The sequence below is a fragment of the Streptomyces sp. NPDC043952 genome (genome assembly GCF_056435325.1).
The window spans coordinates 145,761-158,648 of sequence record NZ_JBWKES010000018.1 but is presented as its reverse complement, the minus strand read 5'-3'; the positions used below and the strand labels follow the sequence as shown (position 1 = coordinate 158,648).

At 73.1% G+C, this 12,888-nt stretch carries 13 protein-coding genes and 1 rRNA gene; 10 read left to right on the top strand and 4 right to left on the bottom strand.

Translation table 11 applies throughout. The features are described from left to right. Positions 1-177: 177 nt before the first annotated feature. Positions 178-294 (top strand): 5S ribosomal RNA (rrf, locus tag AC069R_RS21740). Between the two features lie 29 nt (positions 295-323). On the opposite strand, the gene AC069R_RS21735 is transcribed toward rrf, so the two are convergent. Beyond that, positions 324-1,568 carry a hypothetical protein gene (locus AC069R_RS21735; RefSeq protein WP_478768465.1) on the bottom strand — a complete coding sequence of 415 codons (1,245 nt, stop codon included), beginning with the start codon at positions 1,566-1,568 and terminating at the stop codon, positions 324-326. A gap of 21 nt (positions 1,569-1,589) precedes the next feature. Here AC069R_RS21735 and AC069R_RS21730 point away from each other — a divergent pair, with 21 nt between their 5' ends. Next, a complete protein-coding gene (locus tag AC069R_RS21730; RefSeq protein WP_478768464.1) occupies positions 1,590-2,390 on the top strand; it encodes a tetratricopeptide repeat protein in 801 nt (266 codons plus the stop codon). A 76-nt stretch (positions 2,391-2,466) separates the two neighbouring features. On the opposite strand, the gene AC069R_RS21725 is transcribed toward AC069R_RS21730, so the two are convergent. Continuing rightward, positions 2,467-3,750, bottom strand: coding sequence for a DUF1015 domain-containing protein (locus AC069R_RS21725; protein ID WP_478768459.1), 1,284 nt, complete (start codon positions 3,748-3,750; stop codon positions 2,467-2,469). 64 nt (positions 3,751-3,814) lie between these two features. On the opposite strand from AC069R_RS21725, the gene AC069R_RS21720 reads away from it, so the two are divergent. Next, positions 3,815-4,843 carry an HAD-IIA family hydrolase gene (locus tag AC069R_RS21720; RefSeq protein ID WP_478768458.1) on the top strand — a complete coding sequence of 343 codons (1,029 nt, stop codon included), beginning with the start codon at positions 3,815-3,817 and terminating at the stop codon, positions 4,841-4,843. 7 nt (positions 4,844-4,850) lie between these two features. On the opposite strand, the gene AC069R_RS21715 is transcribed toward AC069R_RS21720, so the two are convergent. Continuing rightward, entirely contained in the window at positions 4,851-5,183 is a 333-nt protein-coding gene (locus AC069R_RS21715; protein WP_478768457.1) for a hypothetical protein, read from the bottom strand. A 531-nt stretch (positions 5,184-5,714) separates the two neighbouring features. On the opposite strand from AC069R_RS21715, the gene AC069R_RS21710 reads away from it, so the two are divergent. From AC069R_RS21710 to AC069R_RS21700, 3 genes are read left to right on the top strand one after another with little or no spacing between them, the layout of a single operon-like run. Continuing rightward, positions 5,715-6,758 carry a FecCD family ABC transporter permease gene (locus AC069R_RS21710; RefSeq protein WP_478768456.1) on the top strand — a complete coding sequence of 348 codons (1,044 nt, stop codon included), beginning with the start codon at positions 5,715-5,717 and terminating at the stop codon, positions 6,756-6,758. Next, entirely contained in the window at positions 6,755-7,801 is a 1,047-nt protein-coding gene (locus AC069R_RS21705; RefSeq protein ID WP_478768455.1) for a FecCD family ABC transporter permease, read from the top strand. Before AC069R_RS21710 ends, AC069R_RS21705 begins: the two co-directional genes overlap by 4 nt. Further along, the gene (locus tag AC069R_RS21700; RefSeq protein WP_478768454.1) at positions 7,798-8,664 is read left to right on the top strand and encodes an ABC transporter ATP-binding protein; all 867 of its coding nucleotides are present in this window, start codon (positions 7,798-7,800) and stop codon (positions 8,662-8,664) included. The genes AC069R_RS21705 and AC069R_RS21700 overlap by 4 nt, the downstream gene beginning before the upstream one ends. On the opposite strand, the gene AC069R_RS21695 is transcribed toward AC069R_RS21700, so the two are convergent. Beyond that, the gene (locus AC069R_RS21695) at positions 8,648-8,995 is read right to left on the bottom strand and encodes a sterol-binding protein (RefSeq protein WP_478768453.1); all 348 of its coding nucleotides are present in this window, start codon (positions 8,993-8,995) and stop codon (positions 8,648-8,650) included. The two genes, AC069R_RS21700 and AC069R_RS21695, sit on opposite strands and share 17 nt — an antisense overlap. A 42-nt stretch (positions 8,996-9,037) precedes the next feature. Between AC069R_RS21695 and AC069R_RS21690 the strand changes: the two genes are divergently transcribed. Genes AC069R_RS21690 through recN form a run of 4 tightly spaced genes read left to right on the top strand, consistent with a single transcriptional unit; the run spans position 9,038 to position 12,873 of the window. After that, positions 9,038-9,361 carry a hypothetical protein gene (locus tag AC069R_RS21690; protein WP_478768452.1) on the top strand — a complete coding sequence of 108 codons (324 nt, stop codon included), beginning with the start codon at positions 9,038-9,040 and terminating at the stop codon, positions 9,359-9,361. A gap of 7 nt (positions 9,362-9,368) precedes the next feature. Continuing rightward, complete coding sequence (locus AC069R_RS21685) at positions 9,369-10,184, top strand: TlyA family RNA methyltransferase (RefSeq protein ID WP_478768451.1); 816 nt, start codon at positions 9,369-9,371, stop codon at positions 10,182-10,184. Further along, complete coding sequence (locus tag AC069R_RS21680) at positions 10,181-11,083, top strand: NAD kinase (RefSeq protein WP_145483362.1); 903 nt, start codon at positions 10,181-10,183, stop codon at positions 11,081-11,083. Before AC069R_RS21685 ends, AC069R_RS21680 begins: the two co-directional genes overlap by 4 nt. Before the next feature lie 47 nt (positions 11,084-11,130). Next, complete coding sequence (recN, locus tag AC069R_RS21675) at positions 11,131-12,873, top strand: DNA repair protein RecN (RefSeq protein WP_478768450.1); 1,743 nt, start codon at positions 11,131-11,133, stop codon at positions 12,871-12,873. Positions 12,874-12,888: the final 15 nt, after the last annotated feature.

The window sequence follows — 12,888 nt, the reverse complement described above, 5'->3', positions numbered from 1 at the left end:
GTTGATAGGCCGGATCTGGAAGCCAGGTGACTGGTGGAGGTGACCGGTACTAATAGGCCGAGGGCTTGTCCTCAGTTGCTCGCGTCCACTGTGTTAGTTCTGAGGCAACGAACAGTTGCCGGTAAGAGCTGAACGCATAACTACAAAGTGTGCTTGTTCGCTCGAAACCATTAGGGTTTCGGTGGTCATAGCGTAGGGGAAACGCCCGGTTACATATCGAACCCGGAAGCTAAGCCTTACAGCGCCGATGGTACTGCAGGGGGGACCCTGTGGGAGAGTAGGACGCCGCCGAACAATCTTTGGAGGACCCTTGGTCCCAGCGTTCAGCTGGGACCAAGGGTCCTTTTGTTTTTACAATGCTTGCGGTACCGAAGACAGGAGTCACCATGTCCACCAACTCTCCCGACGACCGACCGGAGCGCGACCAGCGGCGACGGGACAGTGGGGACCGGGGCGAGCGCGGCGGCTACCGCGGCGACCGTGGCGGTTTCCGCCGCGATGACCGCCGTGACGACCGCCCCTCGTACGGCCGCCGTGACGACAACCGTGGCGACCGAGGCGGGTTCCGTCGTGACGACCGCCGCGATGACAACCGTGGCGGTGACAACCGTGGTGGCGGTTACGGCCGGCGCGATGACCGTCCCTCGTACGGGCGTCGTGACGACGAGCGTTCCTCGCGTCCGGGTTTCCAGCGGGACGACCGCGACCGTGGTCCCCGTCGTGACGACCGTGGTGGGCGTCCCGGTGGCTTCCGTCGTGATGACCGCCGTGATGAGCGTCCCTCGTTCCGTCGCGATGACGACCGTCCGTCCTACCGTCGCGATGACGACCGGGGCGGCGACCGTGGCGGGTTCCGCCGCGATGACCGTCCCTCGTACGACCGTCGTGACGACCGCCGCGATGACAACCGTGGCGGCGGTTACGGTCGGCGTGACGACCGCCCCTCGTACGGTCGCCGTGACGACAACCGTGGTGGCGGTTACGGCCGGCGCGATGACCGTCCCTCGTACGGGCGTCGTGACGACGAGCGTTCCTCGCGTCCGGGTTTCCAGCGGGACGACCGCGACCGTGGTCCCCGTCGTGACGACCGTGGTGGGCGTCCCGGTGGCTTCCGTCGTGATGACCGCCGTGATGAGCGTCCCTCGTTCCGTCGCGATGACGACCGTCCGTCCTACCGCCGTGACGACGACCGGGGCGGCGACCGTGGCGGGTTCCGCCGCGATGACCGTCCCTCGTACGACCGTCGTGACGACCGCCGCGATGACAACCGTGGCGGCGGTTACGGTCGGCGTGACGACCGCCCGTCCTACGGTCGCCGTGACGACCGTCGTGACGACAACCGTGGCGGTGGCTACGGCCGGCGTGACGACCGCCGCGAGGGCGACCGTTCCTCGCGGCCGGGCTTCCAGCGCGACGACCGCGACCGTGGTCCCCGTCGTGACGACCGCGGTGGGCGTCCCGGTGGCTTCCGTGGGCGGGACGGCCGGGGCGACGACCGCCGGAGCGACGACCGCCGTGGCGGTGGCCGCTTCCGTGACGAGCGGGACCGCGACCGGGACCGTCACCACGACCGGGAGCCGATCAAGCGGCTGCCGATTCCGGAGGACGTCACCGGCGACGAGATCGACAAGGACGTCCGGCAGGAGCTCCAGAGCCTGCCCAAGACGCTCGCGGAGGATGTCGCCCGCAACCTGGTGATGGTCGCGCGGCTCATCGACGAGGACCCCGAGGGTGCCTACGGCTACTCCAAGGTGGCCCTGCGCCTGGCGTCCCGCGTGGCCGCCGTACGCGAGGCCGCCGGTTTCGCGGCGTACGCGAACCAGAAGTACAGCGAGGCCCTCGCCGAGTTCCGCGCCGCCCGCCGGATGACCGGCAGTGTGGAGCTGTGGCCGGTGATGGCCGACTGCGAGCGTGGGCTCGGGCGGCCGGAGAAGGCGCTGGACATGGCCGGCGCCCCCGAGGTGCACAAGCTCGACAAGGCCGGTCAGGTCGAGATGCGGCTCGTCGCGGCCGGTGCCCGGCGTGACATGGACCAGCTGGACGCGGCCATCGTGACCCTCCAGAGCTCCGAGCTGGCCTCCAACTCCATCCAGCCGTGGACCGCGCGTCTGCGCTACGCCTACGCCGACGCACTGCTCGCGGCCGGCCGCGAGGGCGAGGCGCGGGAGTGGTTCGCGAAGGCCGTCGAGGCCGACCGGGACGGCAGCACCGACGCCTCCGACCGGCTCGCCGAGATGGACGGCGTGGAGTTCGTGGACGCCCTGGACGAGAACGAGGACGACGCCGTCGAGGCAGAAGCCGAGGCCGAGGCCGTCGAGACCGCCGACGCCAAGGCTGACAGCGACAGCGACCGCGACGACGACCGCGACGACGAGAGCGACAAGGACTGACGCCCGTCAGTGCTGGAGAAGGGGGCAGGTTCCCGGCGGAACCTGCCCCCTTTCGCATGCCCGGAGCCGCGCGGGATCAGATCTCCAGCGCCCGCAGCACCAGCCCCGACGCCGGCTTGGGCCCGAACGACGTCGACTTGCGCGGCATGGTCACGCCCTGCCGGGCCAGATCGCGTACGACCTCCTCGCGCACCGGGTGCATCAGCACGGCCGTACCGCCGTCGTGTTCGGCCTTCGCCACGGTCGCGGCCGTGTCGTGGATGTAGGCGATGTGCGCCGGGGAGTCCTCGGGGATGCGCCAGACGTGTTCCAGCAGGGTGGCGTGCAGGACCGTGGCGTCCAGGGAGCGCCAGGCGGCCGGACGGTCCGCCGGGATGGTGCGGGCCAGCAAGGCAGGGTCCGGGCGGTCGAGCAGGTGGAACGCGCCGTCACCGGCCAGCAGGAAGGCGTTGCCCGCGCAGGACGCGTCCGCCAGCACCGCCTGCGCCTCGGCCAGCGGGACATCGAGGCGCCGTACCCGGAACAGGCCGTCCACGGCGGCCAGCGCGTCCGCGACCGGCAGGCCGTGCAGCAGCCGGTGGATGGCGCGCACGCGCAGTGGATAGCGGGCCGTGTCGACCAGCAGGACCAGGCCGTAGTCCCAGGGGCCGGGGGCCGGCTGCTCGTCGCGCAGCCGCAGATAGGTGGCCCAGCGGTGGTGGCCGTCGGCGATCAGTGCCTGCTGGTGGGACAGGTCGGACTGGATGCGCTGGACGTCGGTGGCGTCCGTGATCGCCCACAGGCGGTGCCGGAAGCCGTCCTCGGTGGTCGTGGTCAGCAGCGGCGGCTTTTCCGCGGTGCGCTCCACGACCTCGGCGGCCGTGCCGTCGCCGCGGTAGGTCAGCAGCAGTGGTTCCAGGTTGGCGCGGGTGGCGCGCATCAGGGCGGCGCGTTCGGCGACGACCGGCGGCATGACGCCCTCGTGCGGCAGCACCACGCCCTCGGCCGGCTCCGAGACCCGCAGCGTCCCGATGACGCCGCGCTGGAGCATGCCGTCGCCGTCGCTCTGCTCGTACACGTACAGGGCGGGTTCCGGGTCCGCGGTGAGGATGCCCTCGGCCAGCCAGCGGCGTAGGGTGTCGGCGGCCTGCCCGGTGCGTTCGCTGGGCGTGTGGGCCTCGGGGAGGATCAGCCGGACGATGTTGTGGGGGTCCGCCGACTGGAGATGGTGCACCCCGTCGGGCCGTACCACGACGTCGTACGGCGGCGAGGTGACGGAGGCCAGGCTGCCGACCCGGTCGGGGTCGTATCGAAGGCCGCGGAACGGGGTGAGTTCCAGGCCCCGGCGCGCCATTGCTTCCGAGTGACCTGCATTGTCCATCCCGGCATCGTATGTCAGTGGCATGCGGGATGATCGGGGTAAGCGAGCGAGGAGCGATGCGGATATGAGCGACGGCGTCAGGACCGGGCCCGACAGCAGTGGACGGCCCCTGAGCGAGGCGTACGACACGGCGCTGCTCGACCTCGACGGGGTGGTGTACGCGGGCGGACACGCGATCGCGCACGCCGTCGACTCGCTGGAGCGGGCCAGGGCGGGCGGGATGCACCTGGCGTATGTCACGAACAACGCGCTGCGCACGCCGGAGGCGGTCGCCGAGCACCTGACCGAGCTGGGGATACCGGCGGCGGCCGACGATGTCGTCACCTCGGCGCAGGCGGTGGCGCGGCTGATCGCGGAGCAGGTGCCCGCCGGGGCGCGGGTGCTGGTGATCGGCGGGGAGGGGCTCCGGGCGGCGCTGCGCGAGCGGGGCCTGGTGCCGGTGGAGTCGGCGGACGACGATCCGGCGGCGGTCGTGCAGGGGTACGGCGGGCCCGAGCTGACCTGGGGCCGGTTCGCGGAGGCGTCGTACGCGGTGGCGCGCGGGGTGCCGTGGTTCGCGTCGAACACCGATCTGACGATTCCGAGCGGGCGCGGGATCGCGCCGGGCAACGGCGCGGCGGTGGAGGTCGTACGGATCGCGACGGGCAAGGAGCCGCAGGTGGCGGGCAAGCCGCTGCCGCCCATGCACCGGGAGACGATCATCCGGACCGGCGCGGAGCGGCCGCTGGTGGTGGGGGACCGGCTGGACACGGACATCGAGGGCGCGTTCAACGGCGGGGTGGACTCGCTGCTGGTGCTGACCGGCGTCACCGACGGGGCCCGGCTGCTGGCGGCGACGCCTCGGCACCGGCCGACGTATGTGGACGCGGATCTGCGCGGGCTGCTCACCGGGCAGCCGGAAATCACCCGAGAGGGTGAGGGGTTCCGGTGCGGCGGGTGGACGGCGACGGCCGGGTCCGACCGGCTGGAGCTGAGCGGCGAGGGCGAGGCCCTGGACGGCCTGCGGGCGCTGTGCGCGGCGGCGTGGACGGCGGCGGGGGAGGACTCCTGCGAGCTGGACGGCGGGAAGGCCCTGGCACGCCTCGGCCTCTGACCGGCCTTCATATCGACGGCGGGCCGGGAAGCGCCGACGGCGGACTCGGCAACACGGCGCCGACGGCCGTCACGTTGGCGTCGGCTCTCGCCTCGGCGGCTGTCATGTCGGCGTCGGCTCTCGCGTCGGCCGGCAGTCGGCGGTGGCTGTCGTGGCATCGGCGGTCGCCGTTGCCCTCGGCGGTTGTCACGTCGGCGGCGGCCTTCGCAGCTTCGGCGGCTGTCATGTCGGCGTCGGCTCTCGCGTCGGCCGGCAGTCGGCGGTGGCTTTCGTGGCATCGGCGGTCGCCGTCGCCCCCGGCGTTGTCACGGGCGGCCCTCGCAGCTTCGGCGGCTGTCACGTCGGCGGCGGCCCTCGCCTCAACGGCAGTCGACGGTGGCCGTCGCGACACCGGCGGTCGCCGTCGCCCCCGGCGGCTGTCATGTCGGGGTCGGCCCTCGCCTCAACGGCGGGCGGCCCTCGCAGCCTCGGCGGCCGTCACGTCGGCGGCGGCTCTCGCGTCAACGGCAGTCGACGGTGGCCGTCGCAAAGCCCCGGCCGTCCTCGCCTCGGCCGCCCTCGAACGTCGGCGGCGGTCTTCGCGACACCAGCGCGCCCACCCAGCTGCCGCCCTCCCATGCGCCGCCCTCACATCGGCGCGGGCGCGGCTCTCCGCGATGCCGGGTCGGCGGCGGGCGGGTCCCGCGGTATCGCGCGCCCTCTGGGACATCGCACGGGACATCACACGCCACTCGATGCCCAAGCGATCCGGCCTCGACGCCCGAGCAGCCTCGAATCGATGCCCAGGGAAACGCGACTCGGTGCCCGAGTGAACTCGACTCAGCGCCCCAGGGGATCTCGACCTGATAGGAGGATAGGCTAACCTAACCTCGTGTTGGTCGACAGTCCTCCGGAACCCCGCGCGGTGACCGCCCCCGTGCCCCCAACTCGCCGGGCGATACGGCCCCTTGGGCTGCTGCTCTCGGTCGTGCTCCTGGTGCTGGTCGCCGTGGCGAGCCTCGCGATCGGGGCGAAGGGGCTCTCCCCGGCGCAGGTCTGGCACGGCCTGTTCCACGGCTCGGGGACGTACGGCGACGTCGTCGTGGACGAGCGGCTCGCGCGCACCGTGCTCGGGCTGCTGGCCGGCGCCGCGCTCGGTCTGTCCGGCGCGGTGCTCCAGGCGCTCACCCGCAATCCGCTGGCCGACCCCGGACTGCTCGGCATCAACGCCGGCGCCTCGGCGGCCGTCGTCACCGCCATCTCCTTCCTCGGCGTCACCAGCCTGACCGGCTATGTGTGGTTCGCCTTCCTCGGCGCCGCCGCGGTGGGCGCACTGGTCTGGTTCCTCGGCGGCAGCAGAGGCGCCACCCCGGTCCGCCTCGCCCTCGCCGGTACGGCGATCAGCGCCGCCCTGTACGGCTATCTCCAGGCCGTGATGATCATGGACAACGCGGCGCTCGGCCGGATGCGGTTCTGGACCGTGGGCTCGCTGGCCTCGGCGAGCGAGGCGACCATCGTGCAGGTGCTGCCGTTCCTCGCGGCGGGCAGCCTGCTCGCGCTCGCGCTGGCCCGGCCGCTGAACGCAGTGACGATGGGCGACGACACCGCCCGTGCCCTCGGCGCCCACCTCAACCGCACCCGCGCCCTGGCCATGCTCGCCGCCACCGTGCTGTGCGGTGCCGCGACCGCCGCCTGCGGGCCCATCGTCTTCGTCGGTCTGATGGTCCCGCACGCGGTGCGCTCCTTCACCGGCCCCGACCTGCGCTGGATCCTGCCGTACGCCGCCGTCCTGTCGCCCGTGCTGCTGCTGGGCGCCGACGTGATCGGCCGTGTCGTGGCCCGTCCCGCGGAGCTCCAGGTCGGCATCGTCACCGCGGTCATCGGCGGCCCGGTCTTCATCTTTCTGGTACGACGACGGAGGACGGCCCAGCTGTGAGGACACACCCCAGGAGCCGTGCCGTACGCGTCCCCGGCGGGCTGTCGGTGCGCCTGGACCCGCGGGCGCTGATCGTCGTCGTCCTGCTGCTCCTCGCCGCGCTGGCCGCCGGTGTCGCGCTGATCGGCACCGGCGACGCGAAGATCCCCGCCGCCGACGTGCTCAGGACGCTCGCCGGGAACGGCAACGCCTACCAGGACTTCATCGTCCGCGAACTGCGCTTGCCCCGCGTCCTCGTCGGGCTGCTGGTCGGCGCCTCGCTCGGGCTCGGCGGCGCGCTGTTCCAGTCCGTCTCCCGCAACCCGCTGGGCAGCCCGGACGTGCTGGGCCTGTCCCAGGGGGCGACGGCGGGCGCGCTGGTGGTGATCGTGCTGATGTCCGGCAGCGCCGCCGAGGTCACCCTCGGCGCGCTGATCGGCGGACTGGTGACCGGGCTCGCCATCTATCTGCTCGCCTGGAAGCAGGGGGTGCACGGGTACCGGCTCGTCCTGGTCGGCATCGGCGTCAGCGCCGTCGTCACCGCCGTCAACGGCTATCTGCTCACCAAGGCCGACCTGGTGGACGCGGCCCGCGCGGTCGTGTGGATGACCGGCTCGCTCGACGGCCGCGACTGGGACCAGGTCTGGCCGCTGCTCGGGCTGTGCGCCGTCCTGCTGCCGCTGGTCCTCGCCCATGGCCGGGGCCTGCGGATGCTGGAGATGGGCGACGACACCGCGGGCGCCCTCGGCGTGCCGGTGCAGCGGGTGCGGCTGGTGCTGATGGTCAGCGCCGTGCTGCTCACCGCGGCCGCCACCGCCGCCGCCGGCCCGGTCAGCTTCGTCGCCCTCACCGCCCCCCAGCTCGCCCGCCGGCTCACCCGCTCGCCGGGCCCCAACCTGGTGGCCTCCCTGTGCATGGGCGCCGCCCTCCTCGTCACCGCCGACTGGGCCTCGCAGCGTCTCTTCGGCGCGGGGCGGCTGCCGGTCGGCGTGGTCACCGGCGTCCTCGGCGGCGGCTATCTGCTGTGGCTGCTGGTCACCGAGCGCCGGGCGGGCCGGATATGAGCGCCGGACCGAAGACGAGCGCCGCCGGCACCAACCTTCCAAGGAGCACTGTGAACCGCCTGTCCGCCGAGCACGTCACCCTCGCCTACGACCAGCGGGTCATCGCCGAGCAGCTGTCCGTGGAGATCCCCGACCAGTCCTTCACGGTGATCGTCGGGCCGAACGCGTGCGGCAAGTCGACGCTGCTGCGGGCGCTGTCCCGGATGCTGAAGCCCAGCCAGGGCAAGGTCCTGCTGGACGGGCAGGCCATCCAGTCGCTGCCCGCCAAGCAGGTCGCCCGCACCCTCGGCCTGCTCCCGCAGTCGGCCGTCGCCCCGGACGGCATCACCGTCGCCGACCTGGTCGGCCGGGGCCGCTACCCGCACCAGGGCCTGCTGCGCCAGTGGTCCGCCGAGGACGAGCGGGTCGTCCAGGAGTCCATGCGGCAGACCGGGGTGGACGGGCTGGCCGAGCGGTACGTGGACGAGCTCTCCGGCGGGCAGCGGCAGCGGGTGTGGATCGCCATGGCGCTCGCCCAGCAGACCCCGCTGCTGCTCCTGGACGAGCCCACCACCTACCTCGACATCCAGCACCAGATCGACGTCCTCGACCTGTGCGCCGAACTGCACGAGACCCAGGGCCGGACCCTGGTCGCCGTCCTGCACGACCTCAACCACGCGGCCCGCTACGCCACCCACCTGATCGCCCTGCGCGGCGGCGAGGTGATCGCCGAGGGCGCGCCGAACGACATCGTCACGGCCGACCTGGTGGAGCGGGTGTTCGGGCTGAAGTGCCAGGTCATCGAGGACCCGGAGACGGGGACCCCGCTGGTGGTGCCCGCCGCCCGCAAGGCCCGCGCTCAGCGGGTCACAGCAGCTTCCTGAGCCGGAACAGATCCAGCAGGCCCGCCTCCAGCCGCACCCGGCCCTTGCCCCAGGCGGTCGCGAAGTGCAGCCCGCCGTCCACCAGGGCCAGCAGGTCGTCACCGGCCATCGCCAGCCGGATCTGCGCCCGCTCGCGCGGGGGTCCGGGCAGGGTCTCGTCCACCTCCAGGCGGCCCCCGGTCATCCGGCCGGCGAAGGTGACGTCCAGGTCGGTGATGTGGCAGCTCACCGTGCGTTCGAGCGCGGTGGCGTCCCGGACGTCGCCCTCGGCGCCCCTCATGTTGTCCGAAAGCCTTCGCAGTGCGGTGCGGCACTCGTCGATCGTGGCCATCGCCACCGACGGTACCCCAGCGGTTCGATGTAGCGTCTGGGCATGAGCGAGTCCGTGTCCGAGGCCGAGATCGCGGGAACCCCCGGTACCGCCGAGCGGCCCGAGCCCCCGGCCGGGTCCCACGCGGCGCCCGAACCGGCGGACGACCCCGCGGCCCCGGCCCCCTTGAACCTCCCGCGCACCCCCACCGGCGACGCCGCGGTGGACGCCCGGCTGGAGCGGCTGGCCGATGCCGACCACCTCGCCACCGACGGCCACGTAGAGGTGTACGAGGATGTACACCGGGGGCTGCGCGAGGCGCTGACCGCGCTCGACGCCCGTCCGGGACCTCCGGCGCCCCCGAGGCCGTACGAAAGCAGGAGCTGAACCGAACGTGGCAGGAGTCGCACGCCGTCGTCTGGACGCGGAGCTGGTCCGCCGGAAGCTCGCGCGCTCGCGTGAGCACGCCAGCCAGCTGATCGCCGCCGGGCGGGTCACCGTCGGCAAGACCGTGGCGACCAAACCGGCCACCCAGGTGGAGACCGCCGCCGCGATCGTGGTGCAGGCCGACGACAGCGACCCCGACTACGTCTCCCGCGGCGGCCACAAGCTCGCCGGCGCGCTCGCGGCCTTCGTGCCGCGGGGGCTGGTGGTCGAGGGCCGGCGCGCGCTGGACGCCGGCGCCTCCACCGGCGGCTTCACCGATGTGCTGCTGCGCGCGGGCGCCGCCCATGTCGTCGCCGTGGACGTCGGCTACGGGCAGCTCGCGTGGTCGTTGCAGAGCGATGCGCGGGTCACCGTCAAGGACCGTACGAACGTACGGGAGTTGACGCTCGACGCGATCGACGGGGAACCTGTGGATCTCGTCGTGGGCGATCTGTCCTTCATCCCGCTCGGGCTGGTACTGCCCGCCCTGAAGCGGTGCGTGAAGGAGGACGCCGACCTCGTGATGATGGTCAAACCGCAGTTCGAGGTCGGCAAGGAACGACTCGGCAGCGGGGGTGTCGTACGGAGTCCGCAGCTGCGGGCGGAGGCCGTGCGCGGGGTGGCCGAGAAGGCCTGGGAGCTGGGGCTCGGGGTGCGGGGCGTCACCGCGAGTCCGCTGCCGGGACCCTCGGGCAATGTCGAGTACTTCCTGTGGCTGCGGTCCGGCGCCCCCCGCCTGGACCCGGCCGATGTCGAGCGTGCAGTGGCGGAGGGGCCGCGTTGACACAGAACCTGGCGCGTACTGTTTTCCTGCTAGCCCACACCGGGCGGCCGGCGGCGATCCGCAGCGCGGAACTCGTCGTCAAGGGCCTGCTCAGGCATGGCATCGGTGTGCGGGTGCTGGAGGAGGAGGCGCGCGACCTGCCGCTCCCGGACGAGGTGGAGCTGGAGCGGGAGGCGACCCCGGCGTGCCTCGACGGCTGCGAGCTGCTGATCGTGCTCGGCGGCGACGGGACGCTGCTGCGGGGCGCGGAGTTCGCCCGCGCGTCCGGGGTGCCGATGCTCGGCGTCAACCTGGGGCGCGTGGGATTCCTCGCGGAGGCGGAACGCGATGACCTCGATCGGGTGGTCGACCGGGTGGTGGAGCGGTCGTACGAGGTCGAGGAGCGGATGACCGTCGATGTGGTGGTGCACCGCAACGGGGACATCGTGCACACCGACTGGGCGCTGAACGAGGCGGCCGTGCAGAAGGCCGGCGCGGAGAAGCTGCTGGAGGTCGTGCTGGAGATCGACGGCCGGCCGGTGACGGGGTTCGGCTGCGACGGGGTGGTGCTGTCCACGCCGACCGGCTCCACGGCGTACGCGTTCTCCGCCGGGGGGCCGGTGGTGTGGCCCGAGGTGGAGGCGCTGCTGATGGTGCCGATCAGCGCGCACGCCCTGTTCGCGAAGCCGCTGGTCACATCGCCTGACTCGGTGCTCGCGGTGGAGGTGCTGCCGCATGTCCCGCCGGGGGTGCTGTGGTGCGACGGGCGGCGCACGATCGAGTTGCCGCCGGGGGCGCGGGTGGAGGTGCGGCGGGGGGCAGTGCCGGTGCGGCTGGCCCGGCTGCATCATTCCTCGTTCACCGACAGGCTGGTCGCGAAGTTCGCCCTGCCGACGACGGGGTGGCGGGGCGCGCACTAGCGAAGTGACATGGGTGGGGCATGTGCGCGCGCCGCCCCGGACCTCGTATGGTCTGTTCCGTGTTGGAGGAGATGCGGATACGGTCGCTCGGGGTCATCGACGATGCCGTCGTCGAGCTGTCGCCGGGGTTCACCGCGGTCACCGGTGAGACGGGTGCGGGCAAGACCATGGTGGTCACCAGCCTGGGACTGCTGCTCGGCGGGCGGGCCGACCCGGCGCTCGTGCGGATAGGGGCGGGCAAGGCGGTCGTGGAGGGGCGGATCTCCGTGCCCGCGGACGCCGCCGCCGTCGTACGCGCCGAGGAGGCCGGGGCCGAGCTGGACGACGGTGCCCTGCTGATCAGCCGTACCGTCTCCGCCGAGGGCCGCTCGCGGGCCCACCTGGGCGGGCGCAGCGTGCCCGTCGGGCTGCTCGCCGAGCTGGCCGACGACCTGGTGGCCGTGCACGGGCAGACCGACCAGCAGGGGCTGCTGAAGCTGTCCCGGCAGCGCGGCGCCCTCGACCGGTACGCGGGCGACGCGGTCGCCGTGCCGCTCGCCAAGTACGGCGCGGCCTACCGGCGGCTGCGGGCCGTCGCCGCCGAGCTGGACGAGATCACCACGCGGGCACGGGAGAGGGCGCAGGAGGCCGACATGCTCCGCTACGGCCTCGACGAGATCGCCGCCGTGGAGCCGCGGCCCGGCGAGGACGCGGAGCTGGCCGAGGAGGCCGAGCGGCTCGGGCACGCGGAGGCGCTGTCGTCCGCCGCGACGGCCGCGCACGCCGCGCTCGCGGGCAACCCCGAGGACCCCGAGTCCATCGACGCCCAGGCCCTCGTCGCGGGCGCCCACCGGGCCCTGGAGGCCGTGCGCGCCCACGACCCGGCGCTGGCCGCGCTCGCCGAGCGGATCGGCGAGATCGGGATCCTGCTCGGCGATGTGGCCAGTGAGCTGGCCGGATACGCCGACGACCTGGACGCCGACCCGCTGCGGCTTGCCGCGGTCGAGGAACGCCGGGCCGCCCTCAACGCCCTGACCCGCAAGTACGGCGACGATGTGAACGCCGTGCTGGCGTGGGCCGAGCAGAGCGCCGCGCGGCTGACCGAGCTGGACGGCGACGACGAGCGGATCGCGGAGCTGACCGCCGAGCGGGACGCGCTCAGCGCCGAACTGGGCGGGCTTGCACAGGCGTTGACCGACGCCCGCACCGAGGCCGCCGAGCGGTTCGCCGCCGCGGTGACCGCCGAGCTGGCCTCGCTGGCCATGCCGCACGCGCGCGTCTCCTTCGACATCCGCCAGACCGAGGACCCCGACGGCGTCGAGGTCGGCGGGCGGCGGGTCGCCTACGGCCCCTCGGGCGTGGACGAGGTCGAGCTGCTGCTCGCCCCGCATCCGGGCGCCCCGCCGCGGCCCATCGCCAAGGGTGCCTCCGGCGGTGAGCTGTCGCGGGTGATGCTCGCGGTGGAGGTCGTCTTCGCGGGCACGGACCCGGTGCCGACGTATCTGTTCGACGAGGTCGACGCGGGTGTCGGTGGCAAGGCCGCGGTCGAGATCGGTCGCCGCCTCGCCAAGCTCGCCAGGAACGCCCAGGTCGTCGTCGTCACCCACCTGCCCCAGGTCGCCGCCTTCGCGGACCGGCAGCTGCTGGTGGAGAAGACGAACGACGGCTCCGTGACCCGCTCCGGCGTGAAGGTGCTGGAGGGCGAGGACCGCATCCGTGAACTCTCCCGCATGCTGGCGGGGCAGGAGGACTCGGAGACCGCCCGCGCCCACGCGGAGGAACTGCTGGCGACGGCACGGGCGGACCAGTAGCGGAACTCGCGGGCC

Bases quoted from the DNA above. Each gene is read 5' to 3' on its own strand.
- AC069R_RS21725 (WP_478768459.1), bottom strand. From the start codon at position 3,750: ATGGACAATGCAGGTCACTCGGAAGCAATGGCGCGCCGGGGCCTGGAA.
- AC069R_RS21720 (WP_478768458.1), top strand. From the start codon at position 3,815: ATGAGCGACGGCGTCAGGACCGGGCCCGACAGCAGTGGACGGCCCCTG.
- AC069R_RS21700 (WP_478768454.1), top strand. From the start codon at position 7,798: ATGAGCGCCGGACCGAAGACGAGCGCCGCCGGCACCAACCTTCCAAGG.
- AC069R_RS21695 (WP_478768453.1), bottom strand. From the start codon at position 8,995: ATGGCCACGATCGACGAGTGCCGCACCGCACTGCGAAGGCTTTCGGAC.
- AC069R_RS21690 (WP_478768452.1), top strand. From the start codon at position 9,038: ATGAGCGAGTCCGTGTCCGAGGCCGAGATCGCGGGAACCCCCGGTACC.
- recN (WP_478768450.1), top strand. From the start codon at position 11,131: ATGGTCTGTTCCGTGTTGGAGGAGATGCGGATACGGTCGCTCGGGGTC.